Here is a 20,688-nt window from a genome sequence, read left to right on the forward strand (position 1 = left end):
CGCTCACTATGCCATTTTGGCCTGGATAAAGGCGACGATGTCGCTTGGTGCCACGCCAGTGGCTTCGGTATCGCGGCGGCCCTGGTATTCCAGCTTGCCTTCTTTCAGGCCACGTTCGCCGATGACGACGCGGTGTGGCACGCCGATCAGCTCCCAGTCGGCGAACATGGCGCCAGGGCGCAGGCCGCGGTCATCGACGATCACGTCGACGCCAGCGCCTTGCAGGGCCGCGTAGAGCTGTTCCGTCTGTTCCTTGACCAGTTCACTGCGGTCCATGCCCATCGGGCACAGCACCACCTCGAAGGGCGCGATCGACGCCGGCCAGATAATGCCCTTGTCGTCGAAGTTCTGTTCGATGGCCGCGCCCAGGATGCGCGTGATGCCGATGCCGTAGCACCCCATCTGCAGCGGCGCAGGCTTGCCGTTTTCGTCGAGGAAGGTCGCCTTCATGCTTTCCGAGTAGGAGGTGCCCAGCTGGAACACGTGACCGACTTCGATGCCGCGCTCGATGGCCAGCACGCCCTTGCCGTCCGGCGACGCGTCGCCGGCCACCACATTGCGCAGGTCGGCCACGATGGCCGCTTCCGGCAGGTCGCGGCCCCAGTTGGCGCCCGTGTAATGGAAACCGGCGTCATTGGCACCACAGACAAAGTCGCTCATCTTGTCGACGGTGCGGTCGGCCACCACGGTGACCGGCAATTTGGTGCCGATCGGGCCCAGGTAGCCGGGAATCGAGCCATACACTTCCAGCAGCTCTTCTTCGCTGGTGAAACGGTGCCCGGCCAGGCCTGCGACCTTGCCGACCTTGATTTCGTTCATCTCGTGGTCGCCGCGCAGCAGCAGCATGAAGTGCTGTTTCGTGACCTTGCCGTCTTTTTCCGTTTCCGTCGTCAGCGCCATGGTTTTCACGGTGCGCGCCAGATCGATGCCCAGCAAGGCGGCCACGGTTTCGCACTTGACGGTGCCAGGGGTCGAGGTTTTCGTCAGTTCCTCGGTGGCGGCCGGGCGCTCGCCGCTCAAAGGCAACGCTTCGGCCGCTTCCATGTTGGCCGCGTAGTCGGAGGTCGGGCAGTACACCAGCGCGTCTTCGCCGGTATGGGCGACGACGTGGAATTCGTGCGAGCCGGAGCCGCCGATGGCGCCGTTGTCGGCCGCCACCGCGCGGAACTTCAGGCCGAAGCGCGTAAAGATGCGGGTGTAGGCGTCGAACATGACCTTGTACGAGGCCTGCATGCCGGCCAGGTCGCGGTCGAACGAGTAGGCGTCCTTCATGGTGAATTCGCGGCCGCGCATCAGGCCGAAGCGCGGACGGCGCTCGTCGCGGAACTTGGTCTGGATATGATAGAAGTTCAGCGGCAGCTGGCGGTAGGACTTGATTTCCGTGCGCACGACGTCGGTGATGACTTCTTCCGAGGTCGGCTGGATCGCGTATTCGCGGCCATGGCGGTCTTTCACGCGCATCAGTTCGGCGCCCATCTTGTCCCAGCGGCCCGTTTCCTGCCACAGTTCGGCCGGCTGCACGAGCGGCATCAGCAACTCGATGGCGGCGGCCTGGTTCATCTCCTCGCGCACGATGGCTTCCACTTTGCGGATCACGCGCAGGCCCATCGGCATGTAGGTATAGATGCCGGAACCGAGGCGTTTGATCATGCCTGCACGCATCATCAATTGGTGGCTGACGATTTCCGCGTCAGAAGGAGCATCTTTGAGAGTCGAGATAAAAAAACGGGAGGCGCGCATAACGGTGAATTCTTTTTAAAAAGAGAGGGTTATAATCAACCTAATTTTAAAGGATTAGCTGGCTGATGCGTCCATACTTTATACAAATGCGCTCAATTGGTGCGATTCCAGCCCTTTTCGCACCCCGAAAAGACGGTTGGCACGCGGAGTTGTGGGCATTTATGTAAAAAAAAGACGCGCTGTCGCAGAAAGTTTGAGGTGTTTTATGCTCGACCGTGAAGGGTTTCGGCCCAACGTCGGCATCATCCTGCTAAACGCCCAGAACGAGGTGTGGTGGGGCAAGCGGGTGCGCGAGCACTCATGGCAGTTTCCGCAAGGCGGTATCAAATATGGCGAAACACCGGAACAAGCCATGTTTCGCGAACTTGAAGAGGAAATCGGACTCAGACAGGAACATGTCAAGATTGTCGGCCGCACCCGCGACTGGCTGCGCTATGAAGTGCCGGATCACTTCATCAAGCGCGAGATTCGTGGCCATTACCGTGGTCAGAAGCAGATTTGGTTTCTGCTGAGAATGTGCGCGCGCGATAACGACGTCAACCTGCGCCTGACCGACCATCCCGAGTTCGACGCCTGGCGCTGGCATGAGTACTGGGTCCCGCTCGATGTCGTGATTGAATTCAAGCGTGATGTCTACCAGCGCGCCTTGCAGGAGCTGTCCCGCTTCCTGACCTGGCCCGTGCATGGCAACGCACAGCAGCCGCACCGCCATACCTCGCGCTATTTGCGCCAGCCCCATGCGCCCCGTGTGCAAGAGGCCGGCGTACCGGCCAAGAGCGGCGAGGAAGGCATGCGTGACGACTGCACGCCGGAATTGATTTTGCCTGGCAAGCAGTAAGCGGCATCCATCCCGCGTCCATGCAAAAAGGGCAGCCTGCGAAGGCTGCCCTTTTTTATTGCCGACTGATTAACCGTCTGGCGCCTAAGCAAGTACGCATAAATTCTTGTGAATTCTGACTTCCATAACCGGCGCTCTGCAAGGTGGCCGACGAGGCTTGCCCGCTGCTAGCAGTGCTCGCACTGCGTCGCACCGAGCGCCTTGCGGGAGTATCGCCTTGCAAGGCGATACCGTTGCGCAGGCGCGGGACAGGTCCCGCGAATTCCCTGCTCCGCCATCCGGTTCTGTTCGTCATAATTTCACAATAACTTCTTGGTACTTACTTAGTTTGCCGCTACCGCTGGCGCCGCAGCTGTACCTGGCACGTCCAGCGTAAACGCTTTCAGGCCCAGGATATCGCTGCTGTAGTGGCGGATCTTGTTCGCCAGCGCCGGGTCGCCATTGAGCTTCTGGCCATACGAGGGCACCATTTCCAGCATCTTGGCTTGCCATTGCGGCGTGGCCAGGCGGTCCTTGAAGGCTGTTTGCAGCACCTTGATCATGATCGGCGGCGCGGTCGAGGCGCCTGGCGAGGCGCCCAGCAGGGCCACGATGCTGCCATCGGCGGCGCCGACGACTTCGGTGCCGAACTGCAGCAGGCCACCTTTGACCGGATCATCCTTGACGATCTGCACGCGCTGGCCGGCGTTCTGCAAGGTCCAGTCTTCCATCTTCGCCGTCGGCAGGTACTCTCGCAGGGTGGCCAGGCGGTCTTCCGGCGAATTCATCACTTGCTGCACCAGGTATTTGGTCAGCGGAATATTGTCGTAGCCGGCCTGCAGCATCGGCTTGATATTGCCAGTGCCGATAGACGCCGGCAGGTCGATCCACGAACCGTTTTTCAGGAACTTGGTCGAAAAGGTGGCAAACGGGCCAAACAGCAGCGCTTTCTTGCCATCGATAATGCGGGTATCCAGGTGCGGCACCGACATTGGCGGCGAGCCGACCGAGGCCATGCCATAGACCTTGGCCGCATGCGCCGCGACCAGTTCGGGATTGGTAGTGACCAGCCATTGGCCGCCGACCGGCACGCCGCCGAAGCCCCTGGCTTCAGGGATGCCCGATTTTTCCAGCAGCGGCAGCGAACCGCCGCCAGCGCCGATGAAGACGAACTTGGCGCGCACGTTTTTCTCGGTGCCATCGGCCAGGTTCTTGACGGTGACGTTCCACACGCCATCGGCGCCGCGCTTGATGTCTTCGACCTGGTGACGCAGGTGCAAGGTCATGCCATGGCTGTCGGTCAGGTATTTGACCAGGGCGCGCGTGAGGTTGCCGAAGTTGACGTCGGTACCGATATCCATGCGCGTGGCGGCCACTTTCTGGCTCTTGTCACGGCCTTGCATGACCAGCGGCGCCCACTGTGCGATCTGCTTGAAATCTTCCGAGAACAGCATGCCCTTGAACAGGTTTTCCTGCTGCAGCGCGGCGTAGCGCTTTTTCAGGAAGGCGATATTGTCGTCGCCCCACACAAAGCTCATGTGCGGCACATTGTTGATGAAGGTCTGCGGCGCGCCCAGGTGCTTGTTGGCCACCTGGTAGGCCCAGAACTGCTTCGATACTTCGAACTGCTCGTTGATGGCGACGGCCTTTTTGGTGTCGATGCTGCCGTCGGCCGCTTCCGGCGTGTAGTTCAGTTCGGCAAACGCCGAGTGGCCGGTGCCTGCATTGTTCATCGCGTCCGAGCTTTCGGCCGACACGGCATCCATGCGTTCAAACATTTCCATCGTCAGCGACGGGTCGAGTTCCTTGAGCATGCTGCCCAGGGTGGCGCTCATGGTGCCGGCGCCCACCAGCAGCACGTCGAGCGGCTTGTCCGTCGACGCCGGCGGCGTCTTGTCACATGCGGCCAGGATCAGGCACGACATCAAAAGTATTAGCGATTTACGCATGGGTAACTCCGTTATGAATGGGTTGGCTCTTCCAGGCCACCGGGCGGCGCAAAGACCATCGGCAAACAGTCATCCCTCCAGCGCAGGCCGGATCGTCGGAGATCGATGGTGATGAAGCATGCTGCCGCCGCCGGGTAGCGTGATGCGGACAAGGAAAACACGGCGCCGCTGCTGTTTTGGCCCTCGCGCGGGGCCAAACTGGCAATAAAGGACGGCGATTGTCCATAGCAAATATCAAGAGCGGCGATTTTATCACCGTTATTTGCGCTTGCCGGGCCGCCCGGATCGTGGATAACACTTACTTTGGAGTATTAAATTGTCAGTAACCGGGCATCAAAAACCCAGCTGATGCCCTGATGGCAAGGGCAATGCAGAGAGCAAGAAACGGATGGCGGATCCGCTTGGGCCATGGTCTGATCACGCTTTGAGCACACCGGAGCCTGACCATGCATTTCCGTATCCGCGGCCTGTCGTCCACCCCTTTCCTGCCGTATTTCGGCCTGCCCGACGCCGAACTGGCAGCACTCGGCATCATCCGCTACCTGGTCGACAGCGCCCCCGGCTACCCCGACCGCATCGCGCTGCGCGACGCCGCGATCGGCGACACGGTGCTGCTGCTGAACCATGTCTGCCAGGATGCCAACACACCCTACCGCGCCGCGCACGCCATTTTTATCCGCGAGGGCGCCACGCAAACCTATGACGCCGTCGACCAGGTGCCGGCATCGATGCGTATTCGCTTGTTGTCGCTGCGCGGCTATACGCAAGACGGGATGATGGTCGACGCCGATGTGGTCGATGGCACGGCCATCGAAACCCTGATCGCAAGGCTGTTCGAGGATCCGACTGTGAGCTATATCCACGTGCACAATGCCAAGCGGGGCTGCTACGCCGGACGCATCGACCGGGCCTGAGAACTTATTGCGGCGACGCGGTACAATATCGCCTGCCCTTTTCAGCCCTCTGCCAAAACGATGTTCAATCCTTCTTCCGACGATGTGCGCCGCTTCTTTTGCGATACCTTGCGCAAGCACCGCGCCCGCGAAATCCTGTCGCCGATGGAAGCGATCGCGATCGACTGGATCCTCGAGCATCCCGAGTATGAAAACGAACTGTCGGACGTGGAAGCGGCGCTGGCGCGCGACTATTCGGTCGAAGGCGGCCAGGCCAATCCGTTTTTGCACCTGTCCATGCATCTGTCGATCACGGAACAGGTGCAGGTGGATCAGCCGCGCGGCATCCGCACGGCCGTCCAGCAACTGGCCCAGCGTCTCGATTCGGCCCACGCGGCCCACCACGAAGTGATGGAATGCCTGGGCCAGATGATCTGGGCCTCGCAGCGGTCAAGCCTGCCGCCCGATACGGATGCGTATATCGACTGCGTGCGGCGCCGCTGATCGGTTGATCAGCCAGCCTGCACCGCTTGCGGCTGCAATGTGGCCGCCTTCGCCTTGCCCAGCAATCCCAGCACCACCTGCAGCGCCATGGCCAGCGCGCCAACGATGAATACCACATCGCCAAAGGTGCGCACCCAGCGCAGGTTTTGCAGCAGCGGCTGCTGCATGAACTCCTCGCTGCGCGCATACCAGAGGCCTTCGGTCACGCTGGCGTGGAACTGGATGATGCCGATCGGCAGCAGGCTGGTAAAGATCATCAGCACCAGGCCCGCGTTCAGGCCCCAGAACGCCGTCATCATCAACCCCTTGCTGAAGCGGTAATCGGGCCGCAGGTAGCGCAGCACCAGCAGTGTAAAGCCCAGCGCCAGGAAGCCGTACACGCCGAACAGCGCCGCATGGGCATGGACAGGGGTGGTGTTGAGGCCCTGGATGTAATACAGCGCCATCGGCGGATTGATCATGAAGCCGAACACGCCCGCGCCCAGCATGTTCCAGAACGCCACCGCGACAAAGCACATCAAGGGCCAGCGCAGGTTTTCCATCCACGCGGCGCGGTCCTTCAGGCGCCAGTTTTCCCATGCTTCGTGACCGAGCACAATCAGCGGCACCACTTCGAGCGCGCTGAAGCTCGCGCCGATGGCCATCACCGGCGTGGTGGTGCCGGCAAAGTACAGGTGATGGAAGGTACCCGGTATGCCGCCCAGCATGAACAGCGAGGCCGAGGCCAGGCTGGCGGCGGTGGCCATGCGCACCGACACCAGGCCCAGGGTCGAAAAGATAAAGGCCAGCGCCGTGGTGGCGAACACTTCAAAAAAACCTTCGACCCACAGGTGCACCACCCACCAGCGCCAGTATTCCATTACCGACAGATGCGTGCGCTCGCCGTAGAACAGGCCGGCGCCATAGAACAGGCCAATCGCGCCCACCGAGGCGGTCAGCAGCGCCAGCAGATTCTTGTCGCCGCCTTTGACCCGCAGCGCCGGCACCACGCCGCGCAGCATCAGGGCCAGCCACAGCAGGATGCCGACATATTTGCCGATCTGCCACAGGCGGCCCAGGTCCACGTATTCATAACCCTGGTGGCCGAGCCAGAAATTCCATTCGGGCGGCATCACCTGCGCAATGGCCAGGTAGTTGCCCGTAAACGAGCCGACCACCACCACCACCAGCGCCCAGAACAGCACGTCGACCCCAAAGCGCTGCCATTTTGGGTCCTTGCCGCCATTGATCAGGGGCGCCAGGAACAGGCCGGCGGCCAGGAAACCGGTGGCGATCCAGAACAGCGCCGCCTGGATATGCCAGGTGCGCGTCAGGGAATACGGGAACCAGCGCGACACGTCGATGCCGTAGAAGGTTTGTCCTTCCACCGTGTAGTGGGCCGTAAAGCCGCCGATAAACACCTGGAAGATAAACAAGGCGACGACCAGGAACAGGTATTTGCCCAGCCCGCGCTGCGAGGGCGTCAGGGCAAATGTCGTCAGCGGGTCGCGCGCGCCGGGAACCGGCAAGGGTTCGTCATGGTCGCGCAGGAAGGCCCAGCCCCAGACCAGGAAGCCGACGCCAGCCAGCAGCACCACCACGCTGGCGACCGACCAGATCACGTTTTCGCCGCTCGGGTGATTGCCGATCAACGGTTCATGCGGCCAGTTGTTGGTGTAAGTGACGTCATGGCCGGGGCGCTCGGTGGCGGCGGCCCAGGCGGTCCAGAAGAAGAACTGCGTCATCTGGCGGCGCCGCTCGCTGCTCGGCAGGGTGTTTTCCTTCATGGCGTAGTGTTCGCGGGTGGTGCGCAATGCGGGCGCGTCCGAGAACAGCTGGTCGTAGTAGTTGGCAGTCATGCGTACCGCCTCGACCCGGCGCGCCGACAGATGCAGCTGCTGCGCTGCATCGACGCCGTTGCCGCGGTATTCAAGCCTGAGCGCTTCGCGCAGCGCCGCCTGCGCCGGGCCGTCCAGGGCCGCATAGGCGCGGCCATGCTGGTCTTGCGCGGCCAGCTCCAGCCAGGCCGTCAGTTCGCGGTGCAGCCAGTCGGCCGTCCAGTCGGGCGCCTGGTAGGCGCCATGGCCCCAGATGGAACCGAGCTGCATGCCGCCCACCGATTGCCAGGCCGTCTGGCCGTCGAGGATGCCCTCGCGGTCGAACAGGAGCTTGCCGCCCGGCGCGCTCACTTGCGCAGGAATCGGCGGCGCCTGCCGGTACACTTCGGCGCCGTAGTAGCCGAGCAGGGAAAAGGTCACGATCAGCACGCCGATCAGGGTGAACCACAGTTTTTTATAGGGACCCATTGGTCTTCCTTCGTCAATGCACCATGGCCGGCGCAAAGCGCTCGAACAGGATGTTGTTTTCAGTGTGGATATGCGCCATCAGGTCTTCGCGGAAGGTGCGCAGCCCGGTGTACAGCGCGCGCCAGGTGGTGCAGGCGCCACCTGGCGCCACCATGCCGTGCGTCAGTTGCTCGATCGCGCGCAAGGCCACGCCATGCTCGTCATGCTCCATGCGCATCACGCTGATCGGCCCGCCCGCCATGGCCCCCTGGCCGCTCGTGATCATCGGGAACAGCACGTTTTCTTCCTTGCGCATATGGCTTTCCAGCTCCTGCGCCATGCTAGACAATTGATCGGCCAGGCCGTGCGGACAGTCGGCGCGGTCGCCATGCACCTGCTCGACCTTGCGCGCCAGGCGTATCAGTTCGGGCAGCTGCTCGCGGTGCACGGCGTGGTAGCGCGCCAGCACATGCGCCACCAGCTCGCCGGCCGTCGCGTGCTGCCATTCGCCTTCGCCGGATGCATCGCTGCGTCCCAGCAGCACCTGCAACTGGTCGACGATGGGCTGCGTATCGACGCCGGCGGCGGCCGCCGCCGCACGCAAGGTCTTGTTGCCGCCGCAGCAGAAATCGAGATGGTGGGCGTCGAACAGGCGCGTGGCGCCCGGAATGCGGCGGGCCAGCTGGCCCAGGGACTGGTCGATGAATTCCATGATTGCTCCTTGAAGATAGGGTAGGTTTATTGATGGGCGCCGGCGTGGAAAACGCCGGGGACAGGCTCGCCCGTCACTTCCAGCACGCCGACGGCGCCTTTGCCGGCCCGCGACAGGGCATGGTCGACCAGCAGGTAACTGCCCGGATGCTGCACTTTCAGTTCGACGATGGTCGCGCCGCCTGGTGCCACCAGCGTGGTTTGCACGTCGTGTTTCGGGCTGCTGATCGAGCCTTCGCTGTAGACCTTGTCGAAGATCTCGCCGATGATGTGGAATGATGAAATCTTGTTCGGGCCGCCCACGCCAAAGTAGATGCGCACGGTTTCGCCAACTTTTGCCTGCAGCTTGTGGGTCTTGCTGAGCGCGCCCACCTCGCCATTGAAGACGTAGTAGTCGGGCAGCTCGTTGGCCATCTTTTCCAGGTTCGCCTCCTGGTGCACGGGCGCGCCGTGCGGGCGGCCCGTGTACATCTCGCCCTGCATCACGTAGTACTCGCGGTCGACTTTCGACAGGCCGCCTTCCGGTTCCACCAGGATCATGCCGTACATGCCGGCCGCGATATGCTGCGGCACCAGGGGCGTGGCACAGTGGTACACATACAGGCCGGGGTTGAGCGCCTTGAAGGTGACGGTTTTTTCCTGGCCCGGCGCGACCTGGGTATGCTGGCCGCCGCCATGGCCGCCGGTCACCGCATGCAGGTCGATCGAATGGATCATCTTGCTGTCGGCGGCGTTGAACAGGGTCAGCTCGACCGTGTCGCCCACCCGCGCGCGCAGCATGGGGCCGGGTACCTGGCGGTTGAAGGTCCAGTAAGTGAAGGTGGTGCCGTCGTCGAGCTTGCCGGGCAACTCCACCGTCTCCATGCGGTACTTGAGAAGCTGTGGTGCGCGCGTGCCGATCGCCAGCGGCACCTGCGCCGGATTGGCCGCCACGCTGACGGCCGCAGGGTCCGGTCCGCGCATCGGCGACGACGCCGGCGTGTACAGCGCCAGCGCGGCCGAGCTGGCGTCGCCGCCGTTGTTGGCGGCGGGCGTGGCAGCGGTACCAGCGTCGGCCAGGGTCGGGCCGCTGACCTGCAGCTTGCCTTCCATGCCGATCTGGCGGTGGCCGGGAATCGAGCAATAGTAGGTAAAGCTGCCGGCGCGGCTCACCTTGAAGCGCACGGTGATCTTGCCGCTGCCGGCGCTGAACCTGGCGGAGGCGACGTTCAGTTCGGGGATCACCAGATCATGCTCGGCGCCCTCGCCGCTTTTCAATACCAGCTCGATGGTGTCGCCCGTATTGGCCGTCAACACGGGATTGACCTGGCCCCGGGCGTCGACAAACACCATCTTGCCGTCAACGATATTGGTTTGCAGTTCGTGGTGGCGCACAGTCGGCGCGGCGGCGGCCCTGGCGGCCGGTGCGGCCAGCGCAGGCGCAGGCACGTCAAGGAACAGCAGGCACAGTGCGGCGGCGATGCCGGCGAGGGGGAAAGTTGGTTTCATGAGGCGATCCTTGGTCTTGTATGCCGAGTTGGCAGTTGTAATAACGCAACTCGCATGCCAGGAAAAACCTGTTTCAAATCAAGGGATTGAAAAATACAAGGTCATATCTACCCTGCCAAAGCGGGTAGCGCGTACCCTCCATGGTCATCATGACCATTACCACTACCCATCTTTTACTCCTCACCGACCTGGTGGCCGACCTGCCAGTGGCCGTGCGCCTGCAGCGCCTGGTCGTCAGCCTGCGCGCCCACTTTGGCTGCGGCGCGGTGGCCCTGTTGAAACTCGACGGCGAGCATTTGCGCCCGGTGGCCATGGACGGCCTGGTCAGCGACACCCTGGGGCGCCGCTTCCTGATCAAGGATCATCCGCGCCTGGCGACCATTTTGCGCCGGCGCGGCGTGACCTGCTTCCATCACGACAGCGCCATGCCCGACCCTTACGACGGCCTGATCGCCGACCGCCCTGGCGAACCGCTGCCGGTGCACGACTGCATGGGCATGGCGCTGGACCTGGAGGGAGAACGCTGGGGCGTGGTGACGCTCGATGCGCTGCAGGTGGGCACGTTTGACAGCCAGGCGCAGCGCGAACTGGGCGAACTGGCGTGCGCCATCGAGGCGGCCGTGCGCGTGACGCGGCTGGAAGCGGAGATCCGCGCCCTGCGCGTGTCGGGCGCCGCCGCCCAGGCGGCGAGTACCGGCGCAGCACGCGAAGACAGCGATTTCCTGGGCCAGAGCGACGCCATCACGCAGCTGCTGCATGAACTCGACGTCGTGGCCGACTCGGAACTGCCGGTGCTGCTGCTGGGCGAGACGGGCGTGGGCAAGGAGTTGTGCGCGCACCGGCTGCACCGGCTATCGCGCAGGGCAGGCAAGCCGCTGGTGCACGTCAACTGCGCGGCACTGCCCGAATCGCTGGCCGAGAGCGAACTGTTCGGCCATGCGCGCGGCGCGTTTTCGGGGGCGGTGAACGACCGGCCGGGGCGTTTTGAAGCGGCCGAAGGCGGCACGCTATTCCTCGATGAAGTGGGCGAATTGCCGCTGTCGATACAGGCCAAGCTGCTGCGCACCTTGCAAAACGGCGAAATCCAGCGCCTGGGCGCCGACCAGCCGCGCAGGGTCAATGTGCGGGTGATTGCCGCCACCAACCGCAGCCTGCGCGACCATGTGCGCGACGGCACGTTTCGCGCCGACCTGTATCACCGGCTGTCGGTCTACCCGGTGCCGATTCCGCCGCTGCGCGAACGCGGTCACGACGTGCTGCTCCTGGCCGGGCGCTTCCTGGAGCTGAACCGCGCACGCCTGGGCCTGCGCAGCCTGCGGCTGTCAACGCAAGCCGAAGACGCGCTGCGCCACTACCGCTGGCCCGGCAATGTGCGGGAACTGGAACACGTGATCAGCCGCGCCGCGCTCAAAGCCGTGATACGGGGCGCGGACCGGAAAGAGATCATGACGCTGGAGCGTGACATGCTGGACCTCGACGGTGTCGACATGCCTGCCAATACGGATGCGCCAGCGCCGCCGATGTCAGAGGCGATACCGGCCACCATGCAGCAGCTTGTGGAAGCGAGCCAGCGCCAGGCGATCCGCCAGGCATTGAACCGGCATCAGGGCAACTGGGCCGCCAGCGCGCGCCAGCTGGGCCTGGACGCGAGCAATCTCCATAAACTGGCGAAGCGGGTGGGGTTGAAACCCTAGCGGTGAATGACCAGGCTTTTCGGCAGGCTGTTGAGATAGGCCGCCAGGTCCTTGATATCCTGGTTGGTCAAAGGTTTGACCTGGCCCGTCATGATGGCGTTGTTGCGGCCATTGGGGGCGTCGCCGCGCTTGTAGGCGGTCAGGGCATGCTCCAGGTAGTCGCGGTGCTGACCGGCCAGCTTGGGATAGGACGGGTCGATCGGCGAGGCGTAATCCTTGCCGTGGCAGGTGGCGCAGCTGTATTTTTCGGCCAGGACCTTGCCCGTATTGATATTGCCGGCGGCGACAGCGCCGAAGGAAACGAGCGAGCACAACAGGGCGGCGAGTATTTTTTTCATCTGGCTGGTCCTCAGTTGGGCTTGGCTTGTTGCGAATAATAGGCGGCCACGTCGGCGATATCCTGGTCCGACAGGCTGGCGGCGATGCCCTTCATGGTGGGGTGCTTGCGGTCGCCCTTCTGGTAGGCTTTGAGCGCGTTTTCAATGTATTTGGCGCTCTGGCCGCCGATCATCGGCACCTGGAAAACTTCAGGAAACGTGGCCTTGTACCCGGGGATGCCATGGCAGCCGATGCACATTTCCACCTTGGCTGTCCCGGCCTTGGCGTTTCCGACGATATCAGCCGCTGTGACGGCATTTGCTATGCCGGCAAGCACGAGAAGTGCAAATATTTTTTTCATAGTGGCAAAGTGAGCAGAGGTAATCGGAGAAACGCGAAGGCTGGTTTTTTTTGATTTTATATGTTGACAATGAAACTGTTCCTTGCCGATTCTAACCAAGATATTCTTGCAAGTCCACCTACATAAAATCGCTTGTGCGCATACGGGCACAAGCCGCTGGCGTGGCGGCGCGCCACGGTTCTGTTTATACTCGGTCTTTCCCTACTTTGGCAGGATCGCTCATGCAAGCACAGCACCCACAGCAAGGCCACCGCTTCGAAGGCTCCGACAACTACGTCGCCACCGCCGACCTGAAACTGGCCGTGAATGCCGCCTTGACCCTGCAGCGCCCGCTGCTGATCAAGGGCGAGCCTGGCACCGGCAAGACCATGCTGGCCGAGGAAGTGGCAGCGGCGCTGGACATGCCCCTGATGCAGTGGCATATCAAATCGACCACCAAGGCCCAGCAGGGCCTGTACGAATACGACGCCGTGTCGCGCCTGCGCGACTCGCAACTGGGCGACGAGCGCGTGCGCGACATCCAGAACTACATCGTCAAGGGCGTACTATGGCAGGCCTTCACGGCGCCAGAACCGGTGGTGCTCTTGATCGACGAGATCGACAAGGCCGATATCGAGTTCCCCAACGACTTGCTGCGCGAGCTGGACCGCATGGAATTCTATGTCTATGAAACGCGGCAGATGGTCACGGCGCTGCATCGCCCGCTCGTCATCATCACCTCGAACAACGAAAAGGAACTGCCGGACGCCTTTTTGCGCCGCTGCTTCTTCCATTACATCAAATTCCCGGACAAGGACACGATGGAGCAGATCGTCGCCGTCCACTACCCGCACCTGAAACAGGAGTTGCTGGCGCAGGCGCTGCAAACCTTTTACGCCGTGCGCGACGTGCCGGGGCTGAAAAAGAAGCCGTCGACCTCGGAATTTCTCGACTGGTTGAAACTGCTGCTGGCCGAAGACATTCCTGCCGAAGCGCTGCGCAGTCAGGATCAGAAAACCGTGGTGCCGCCACTGCACGGGGCGCTGCTGAAAAACGAGCAGGACGTGAACCTGTTCGAGCGCCTGATGTTCATGTCGCGCACCAACCGCTAAGGAGGGGCCGTGAAAGCCATTGCACCGGTCAGCCTTGAATTGAACGGCATCCGCCTCGAACCGCTGGCGCTCCACCACGCCGAAGGCCTGCGCGCGGCGGCGGCCGACGGCCAGCTGTGGCAGTTGCGCGTGACCTCCGTGCCCGAGCCGGACCAGGTGGAACAGTATATCTTCAAGGGCATCGAAATGCGCCCCTCGCGCCTTGCGTTTGCGGTAATCGATATCGCCAGCGGCGACGTGCTGGGCACCACCAGCTACCACGACGTGCTGCACGAGATAGGCCGCCTGGAAATCGGCTACACCTGGTACGCCAGGCGCTGCCAGCGCAGCCATGTCAATACCACCGCCAAGCTGCTGCTGCTCACGCACGCTTTCGACACCCTCGATTGCGCACTGGTGGGCCTGCGTACCGATAACTTCAACCATGCTTCGCAAGCGGCCATCGAGCGCCTGGGCGCGAAAAAGGATGGCGTGCTGCGCCACCATGCGCTGCGGCGCGACGGCACCGTGCGCGACACCGTCATGTACAGCATCACGCGCGGCGAATGGCCCGAAATCGCCGCCCACCTGCGCTACAAGCTGGCGCAGCGGCCCATCGTGGCGCTGCCGCGTGCCGGAGAAACGCCGTGCTGATCGACTTCTTTTTCACGCTCAAGGATGCGAAGATTCCCGTCTCCATCAAGGAATTCCTGACCCTTTTGGAAGCGCTGCAAAAGAACGTGATCGACGCGTCGATGGACGATTTTTACTATCTGGCGCGCCTGACCCTGGTCAAGGACGAAGCCCATTTCGACAAGTTCGACCGCGCCTTTGGCCAGTACTTCAAGGGCGTCAACGCCGCTTTTGACACGAATGCGGCGATTCCCCTCGACTGGCTGCTCAAACGCATGCAGCGCGAACTGACCGACGAGCAGAAGGCGCAGCTGGAAAAATTCGGCTACGACAAGCTGATGGACCGCCTCAACGAACTGCTGAAGGAGCAAAAAGAGCGCCACGAAGGCGGCGGCAAGTGGATCGGTACCGGCGGCACTTCGCCGTTCGGCAACGGCGGCACCAACCCGGAAGGCATCCGCATCGGCGGCAAGGGCGGCAACCGCACGGCCGTCAAGGTGTGGGAGGCGCGCAGCTACCAGGATTACGACGGCGAACGCGAACTGGGCACGCGCAACCTGAAAGTGGCCTTGCGGCGACTGCGCAAATTCGCGCGCGAAGGCGCGCAGGACGAACTGGCGCTCGACGCCACCATCGCCGCCACCGCCAACAACGCCGGCTACCTCGACATCAGAATGCGCGCCGAGCGCAAGAACCGCATCAAGGTGCTGATGCTGTTCGACGTGGGCGGCAGCATGGACGACCATATCGAGCGCACCGAGGAACTGTTTTCGGCGGCGAAAACGCAATTCAGGAACATGGAGTTTTTCTACTTCCATAACTGCGTCTACGACTACCTGTGGAAGAACAACCGGCGCCGCAACGCCGAGCGTTTTGCCACCTGGGACGTGCTGCGCAAATACCCGGCCGACACCAAGCTTATTTTTGTCGGCGACGCCACCATGAGCCCCTATGAAATCCTGCACCCGGGCGGCTCGGTCGAGTACAACAACGAGGAAGCGGGATCGACCTGGCTGGCGCGTTTTACGCAGGCCTTCCCGAAATTCATCTGGCTCAATCCCGAGCAGGAAGGCCTGTGGCAGTACCGCCAGTCGATCGGCGTGATGCGCCAGTTGATGAACGAGCGCATGTTCCCGCTGTCGATCGATGGCCTGGAACGGGGCATGCGCCTGCTCAGTAAATAAGTAGGCAAGGGCGTATAACAAAAAGTCCATGGCGGCGGCAGGCCGCCATGCCGTACACTGCTGCACGACATCGCCGGGCGGACCAACCCGCCCATGCAACACCCCTGCGCGGCCGGCATTGCCGGCGCACCGTTCGATTGGCTACATTGTGTACAGCGTGCGCGCCTTGCGCTCCGGTAGAATCTGCGCATCAGGAAGCACGCAACAGCGCCCTCGCAACCATGCACTATCGCGTCACCATGTTCTTGCCGCGCCAGCCTTGATGCTGCCGGCCGGTGCCAGCGCTACTACAAAGGAATCAGCATGCAAAGTCTCCTCGCTATCGCCGCCGACCTGTCCTGGCCGTTCGCCATTACGCTGGCCTGGGTCGTCGGCGAATTCGGCCACCGCTGGACGGGCCTGCCGCGCATCAGCTTTTATGGCGTGATCGGCTTTATCCTGGCCCAGACGCAGGTCGGCATCCTGCCGCAGATGGACGCCGGCCCCATGCTGGTGCTGGCCGACGTGGCCTTCGGCCTGATCCTGTTCGAGGTCGGCTACCGCATCAACCTGCGCTGGCTGAAGAACAACCCGTGGATCGCGGTGGCCGGCCTGGTCGAGGCGCTGGGCACCTTTGCCATCGTGTATTTCATCGCCCTCGAATTCGATACCTCGCGCATGACGGCGCTGCTGCTCGCCTCCCTGTCAATGTCGACCTCGCCCGCCACCATCATGCGCGTGATTAACGAGGAGCGCAGCTCGGGCCAGGTAACCGAACGCCTGGTGCACCTGACGGCGCTCAACTGCGTGCTGGCGGTGTTCACCTTCAATATCATCGTCGGCTTCTGGATGTTCCACAGCTCGACCGACCTGATCGAAGCGACCAGCAGCAGCGCCGCCGTGCTGGCCGCCTCGGTGGCCGCCGGCACCGTGTTCGGCATCGTCGTGCCGGCCATGCTGCGCCGCCTGGGCAATATGGCGCAGGACGCCACCGTGGCGTTTGCCTTGTCGGTGATGCTGCTCGTTGCCCTGACCTACACCACCAGTTTGTCGCCGCTGTTGGCCACCTTGACCTTCGGCCTGGTGGCGCGCCACCGCCGCGTGGCCTTCAGCCAGGCGCAGCGCAATTTCGGCGCGCTCGGCGAGCTGTTGACGGTGCTGCTGTTCGTCTACGCCGCCTCGACCCTGGAATGGGCCAGCGTGACGGCCGGCGCGGCGCTGGCCGGCGCCGTCATCGCCGGACGCCTGCTGACCAAGGTAGTGGGAGTGGCCGCGTTTTCGCATGTCAGCGGCATCTCCTGGCGCAAGGGCATACTGACCGGCGCGGCGTTGACGCCGGTGTCCGTATTCATCATCCTGGTGCTGGAACACGCGCGCCAGCTGGGCGTCAATTTTGGCGACGAATTGAACGCGCTGGCCGCCATCACCCTGATGCTCGAACTGGTCGGCCCCGTGCTGGTGCAGCGCGTGCTGATGCTGGCCAGAGAAACCCATGAAATCAAGGAGCGCTAAATGCCGCTGGAACCCTTTGGCCAATCGGCCGCGCTGACTTTCGGCGTCGAACTCGAACTGCAACTGGTGAACCTGTCGGACTACGACCTGACGGCGGCCAGCCCCGACCTGCTGCATTTGCTGGGCAAGCAACCGTTTCCCGGCAATGTGACGCCCGAGATCACCGAGAGCATGATCGAGATTAATTCGAGCGTGCACACGCACCACGAACCGCTGCTGGCGCAGCTGCAGGAAATCCGCGACACATTGATTACCGCCGGCGACAAGCTCAATATCGGCATCGCTGGCGGCGGCACCCACCCGTTCCAGCAATGGTCGTCGCAAAAGATCTTTTCCAAGGCCCGCTTCCAGGAGATCTCGGAACTGTACGGCTACCTGGCCAAGCAGTTCACCATCTTCGGCCAGCACGTGCATATCGGCTGTGCCTCGGGCGACGACGCCATGTTTTTGCTGCACTCTCTGAACCGCTATATCCCGCACTTTATCGCCCTGTCGGCCTCATCACCCTATGTGCAGGGACGCGACACGCTGTTCGATTCGGCCCGTTTGAATTCCGTGTTCGCGTTTCCGATGAGCGGGCGCGCGCCGTTTACGCTCAGCTGGGAGCAGTTCTCGAACGAGTATTTCGCGAAGATGGAAAACACCGGCATCATCAAGAGCATGAAGGATTTTTACTGGGATATCCGGCCCAAGCCGGAGTTCGGCACCATCGAGCTGCGCGTGTGCGACACCCCGCTGACGGTGGAACGCGCCGCCGCCCTGGCCGCCTACCTGCAGGCGCTGTGCCGCTACCTGCTCGAGCGGCGCGAAACGCCGCCGGTGGAAGACGACTACCTGGTCTACAACTACAACCGCTTCCAGGCCTGCCGCTTTGGCCTCGACGGCGCCATCACGCACCCGAAAACCTACGAGACCATGTCGCTGCGCGAGGACATCATGACCACCCTGCGCAAGATGGAACCGCACGGCGAAGCGCTGGGCAGCACGCAGGCGCTGAAACATTTGTCCGACGTGGCCAAGCAATGGAGCGACGCGCAGTATCTGCGCAAGCAATACAACCTGCAGGGCAGCGCCGAGGGCATGGTCGATTCGGCGATCCGGTGTTTCCGGGGCGAGCCGATGATTTATTGAAGATCAGAACAGCGCCAGCGCCCACGCTGGCGGCTGCAATTGCTTCGCCAGCGGCGCATAGGATACGTCGAAGCGCGACGCCAGCAGGTACACATTGGCCGCGCCCGAGCGGTCCCAGTTGCCCGTAAAACCCTTCTGGCCGACGGCCACGCGCTTGCGGTCGAACGGCACGGCGCTTTTGGCGAACTCCTCGTGCGTTTTCTTCCCTTGCGCATAGGGCGCCAGCCAGGCCAGCGCTTCTTGCAAACGCCGTGCACCGGGCGCGGCGAACCAGTCGTCGCCATGGTTTTTCGCCATCAGGGCCGCCGTCAGCAGCGGCTCCAGGCTGTAGGTGGTGTAATGCAGGGCGTCACGCTGTTCAAAATCGAACGGCACCCCGTCCTCGCCAATATTGCGCGGCACGTGGGACATGAAGCGCTCTTTTGCGCGCGCCACCAGGGCCGCGTCACCGGTCAGATAAGCGGCCGCCGTACCGATCTTGATACGGTGGCTATGCCAGTTGTTGCGCGCCGTCGATGGACCGCCCACCTTGATCGGGTCGCTCAGGTAGCCGCTGGCGAGGGTGCGGCAAAACGCCTGCAATTGCTCGCGTTCGCTGGTACTCAAACGCTCCTGGATCAGGTCCACGCCCATCAACAGGCTGGCCAGTTCCGTCTCGTCGATGGGGCTGAATGAGGGCTGGTAGCTGCGAGACCAGGCCAGCGCCAGCTTGTGCGCATTGTCCAGGCAAGCCGACTCGCCGGATAAGCTCCAGGCCAGCGCCTGCAGCCGCGCCTGGCGCCAGTCTTCCTGCGCCTGCTGGCTTTCCTTGCGCCCACCCTCGCCATCGAGCAGGCCGCCGGTGCGCACTTGCTCCATCAGGTGTACGGGCCGCTCCACCGCCTTGTGCGCCGCGCGCAGCACTTGCGCCGCGATTTTTTCCGGCACCTGCGAGCGCAAAGCGGCCGCGCGCGATTGCGATGTCAGCGCAAACGGCAGGGATGCACTAGCCGGTTTCGCCGCACGCACGCCGGCCAGCGGCAGGGCCAGCAGGCCGGCCAGCACTGTGCGACGGCTAATCAAAAGCGCGTCTCCCGCGCCGCGCGCAGGAAGTTATCGAGGATGGGCGTGCAATCGAGGAGCTCGACGCCGCCCGCCGAATGAAATTCCGGGTGCCACTGCAAGCCCATCACGAAGCGCGCGCGCTGGTAGCGGATCGCCTCGACGATATTGTCGCCATGCGAATACGCTTCCACCGTGATATCGCGCCCCAGGTCTTTCACCGACTGGTGGTGGATCGAGTTGACCAGCGCTTCGCCCGCCTTCGGAAACAGCCCGGCCAGGGTCGAGCCCTTCGGGAACACGATGGTGTGGCGGTGGCGGTCATACAGGTCGTTCACGTGCGACGATGCGCCCTCCACGTCCGAAGCGATATCCTGGTACAAGGTGCCGCCAAAGCCCACGTTGATCAGCTGGCAGCCGCGGCAGATGCCCAGCACCGGTTTGCCGGCATCGACGAATTCATGCAGCAGTTCCAGTTCATACAGGTCGCGCGCACGGTCGCCGCTCCATTCCGGACGGGTGGCCGCTTCCGAATACGTCTGCGGCGACACGTCCGCGCCACCCTGCAGCACCAGGCCATCAAGGTGGCGCGCATAGTGGCGCAGGGTGATATTGCTGGGGTGCAGCAGGCCACTGGTATTGACGGTCGGGATCATGAACACCAGCACATCGCGCGACATCACCCACTGTGCGATTGACTCCTCCAGGTACTGCAAATTCTTGCTGCGCAGGCCAGTGGCGCCCGGCTCCGGATGGAAAATGCGCGCCGAAATCCCGATGCGCAAGGTGCGCCGCATAAAGTCGCGCCCCGCCTTGTCGCGCATCGAGCGGTAGCGCGCGGTCAGCACCCGCCAGGCCAGCGCGAACGGCGTGTCGTTGTCCTGCATATAGCGCGGCGGCGCCTCGCGCGACCGCCGGTCGCGCTCATCGGCGTCTGGCGCGCGGCCCACGCGGTCGGGGCGCACTGGCGGAGCAGGCGTGGGCGGAGAAACGATGGGGGGGATTTTTTCGTCTGACATGGCGTGACTTGCTGGATGGCGGAGACGGTTTCAATATAAACCTCGGTTCCCGCAAGCACGATTCGATTTTGTAACAAAAACGTATCGGCGGGGCATAACTGCAACAACAGATATTCTGCCTCCCTCTTGTCGTCGGCAGCCTATGCACATAAGGCGGCACTCTCCCTTGGCCGCGTTCGGACACCAAAACTGATCCCGGTTTCAGGAACGAATCCCGCTTCGCAGGTAGCCCAAGCCCAAGTACACCTACTCAGTGGTGCCTTCGCAGGCAGCGACTTCGTCATTCCACCGCCCACCACGGTCCAGGCAGCTATCAACCTCTCGCTTGATCTGGATTCCAGCAGCAAGGAGCACTACCGCCACGAGCACTAGAAAGCCTG

The 20,688-nt window shown here is 62.8% G+C and carries 18 protein-coding genes; 9 read left to right on the forward strand and 9 right to left on the reverse strand.

Going from position 1 to position 20,688, the window contains the following annotated elements; translation table 11 throughout:
* Positions 1-6: 6 nt before the first annotated feature.
* Positions 7-1,740, reverse strand: a complete 1,734-nt coding sequence (locus tag CD932_RS06905) for a proline--tRNA ligase (protein ID WP_094441984.1) — start codon at positions 1,738-1,740, stop codon at positions 7-9.
* Positions 1,741-1,945: 205 nt separating this feature from the next.
* On the opposite strand from CD932_RS06905, the gene CD932_RS06910 reads away from it, so the two are divergent.
* Positions 1,946-2,578 (forward strand): RNA pyrophosphohydrolase, encoded by a 633-nt coding sequence (locus tag CD932_RS06910; protein ID WP_094441985.1) that lies wholly within the window; start codon positions 1,946-1,948, stop codon positions 2,576-2,578.
* A 323-nt stretch (positions 2,579-2,901) separates the two neighbouring features.
* On the opposite strand, the gene mqo is transcribed toward CD932_RS06910, so the two are convergent.
* On the reverse strand, positions 2,902-4,506 hold the full coding sequence (gene mqo, locus CD932_RS06915) for a malate dehydrogenase (quinone) (RefSeq protein ID WP_094441986.1): 1,605 nt from the start codon (positions 4,504-4,506) through the stop codon (positions 2,902-2,904).
* 446 nt (positions 4,507-4,952) lie between these two features.
* Between mqo and CD932_RS06920 the strand changes: the two genes are divergently transcribed.
* Both CD932_RS06920 and CD932_RS06925 read left to right on the forward strand, forming a co-directional pair.
* A complete protein-coding gene (locus CD932_RS06920) occupies positions 4,953-5,420 on the forward strand; it encodes a DUF1203 domain-containing protein (RefSeq protein ID WP_094441987.1) in 468 nt (155 codons plus the stop codon).
* A 60-nt stretch (positions 5,421-5,480) separates the two neighbouring features.
* Positions 5,481-5,903, forward strand: coding sequence for a DUF1841 family protein (locus CD932_RS06925; protein WP_094441988.1), 423 nt, complete (start codon positions 5,481-5,483; stop codon positions 5,901-5,903).
* An 8-nt stretch (positions 5,904-5,911) separates the two neighbouring features.
* Here the strand turns inward: CD932_RS06925 and CD932_RS06930 are convergent, their stop codons facing one another.
* Genes CD932_RS06930 through nirK form a run of 3 tightly spaced genes read right to left on the reverse strand, consistent with a single transcriptional unit; the run spans position 5,912 to position 10,366 of the window.
* Positions 5,912-8,188, reverse strand: a complete 2,277-nt coding sequence (locus CD932_RS06930; protein WP_094441989.1) for a nitric-oxide reductase large subunit — start codon at positions 8,186-8,188, stop codon at positions 5,912-5,914.
* A gap of 13 nt (positions 8,189-8,201) precedes the next feature.
* Entirely contained in the window at positions 8,202-8,879 is a 678-nt protein-coding gene (ytfE, locus tag CD932_RS06935) for an iron-sulfur cluster repair protein YtfE (protein ID WP_094441990.1), read from the reverse strand.
* A gap of 26 nt (positions 8,880-8,905) precedes the next feature.
* Positions 8,906-10,366: a copper-containing nitrite reductase gene (gene nirK, locus CD932_RS06940; protein ID WP_094441991.1), complete on the reverse strand. Its 1,461-nt coding sequence runs from the start codon at positions 10,364-10,366 to the stop codon at positions 8,906-8,908.
* A gap of 149 nt (positions 10,367-10,515) precedes the next feature.
* Here nirK and norR point away from each other — a divergent pair, with 149 nt between their 5' ends.
* Complete coding sequence (norR, locus tag CD932_RS06945; RefSeq protein WP_094443505.1) at positions 10,516-12,060, forward strand: nitric oxide reductase transcriptional regulator NorR; 1,545 nt, start codon at positions 10,516-10,518, stop codon at positions 12,058-12,060.
* Here norR and CD932_RS06950 read toward each other — a convergent pair.
* Both CD932_RS06950 and CD932_RS06955 read right to left on the reverse strand, forming a co-directional pair.
* Positions 12,057-12,398, reverse strand: a complete 342-nt coding sequence (locus tag CD932_RS06950; RefSeq protein WP_094441992.1) for a cytochrome c — start codon at positions 12,396-12,398, stop codon at positions 12,057-12,059. The genes norR and CD932_RS06950 overlap by 4 nt on opposite strands.
* Before the next feature lie 11 nt (positions 12,399-12,409).
* Positions 12,410-12,739: a cytochrome c gene (locus CD932_RS06955; protein WP_094441993.1), complete on the reverse strand. Its 330-nt coding sequence runs from the start codon at positions 12,737-12,739 to the stop codon at positions 12,410-12,412.
* 221 nt (positions 12,740-12,960) lie between these two features.
* Here CD932_RS06955 and CD932_RS06960 point away from each other — a divergent pair, with 221 nt between their 5' ends.
* The 5 genes from CD932_RS06960 (at position 12,961) to CD932_RS06980 (ending at position 18,248) form a co-directional block, all read left to right on the forward strand.
* Positions 12,961-13,830 carry a MoxR family ATPase gene (locus tag CD932_RS06960; RefSeq protein WP_094441994.1) on the forward strand — a complete coding sequence of 290 codons (870 nt, stop codon included), beginning with the start codon at positions 12,961-12,963 and terminating at the stop codon, positions 13,828-13,830.
* A gap of 9 nt (positions 13,831-13,839) precedes the next feature.
* The gene (locus CD932_RS06965) at positions 13,840-14,463 is read left to right on the forward strand and encodes a GNAT family N-acetyltransferase (protein ID WP_094441995.1); all 624 of its coding nucleotides are present in this window, start codon (positions 13,840-13,842) and stop codon (positions 14,461-14,463) included.
* Entirely contained in the window at positions 14,457-15,626 is a 1,170-nt protein-coding gene (locus CD932_RS06970; protein WP_094441996.1) for a VWA domain-containing protein, read from the forward strand. The genes CD932_RS06965 and CD932_RS06970 overlap by 7 nt, the downstream gene beginning before the upstream one ends.
* A 303-nt stretch (positions 15,627-15,929) precedes the next feature.
* Positions 15,930-17,117, forward strand: coding sequence for a cation:proton antiporter (locus tag CD932_RS06975; protein WP_094441997.1), 1,188 nt, complete (start codon positions 15,930-15,932; stop codon positions 17,115-17,117).
* Positions 17,118-18,248: a YbdK family carboxylate-amine ligase gene (locus tag CD932_RS06980; RefSeq protein WP_094441998.1), complete on the forward strand. Its 1,131-nt coding sequence runs from the start codon at positions 17,118-17,120 to the stop codon at positions 18,246-18,248.
* 3 nt (positions 18,249-18,251) lie between these two features.
* Here the strand turns inward: CD932_RS06980 and CD932_RS06985 are convergent, their stop codons facing one another.
* Together CD932_RS06985 and CD932_RS06990 are read right to left on the reverse strand one after the other, a co-directional pair.
* Positions 18,252-19,310 carry an alginate lyase family protein gene (locus CD932_RS06985; protein WP_141213195.1) on the reverse strand — a complete coding sequence of 353 codons (1,059 nt, stop codon included), beginning with the start codon at positions 19,308-19,310 and terminating at the stop codon, positions 18,252-18,254.
* On the reverse strand, positions 19,307-20,308 hold the full coding sequence (locus CD932_RS06990; protein WP_094442000.1) for a gamma-glutamyl-gamma-aminobutyrate hydrolase family protein: 1,002 nt from the start codon (positions 20,306-20,308) through the stop codon (positions 19,307-19,309). The genes CD932_RS06985 and CD932_RS06990 overlap by 4 nt, the downstream gene beginning before the upstream one ends.
* Positions 20,309-20,688 lie beyond the last annotated feature (380 nt).

Origin of the sequence: Janthinobacterium sp. PC23-8, assembly GCF_002250505.1 — a bacterium.
Classification (GTDB): domain Bacteria; phylum Pseudomonadota; class Gammaproteobacteria; order Burkholderiales; family Burkholderiaceae_D; genus Janthinobacterium.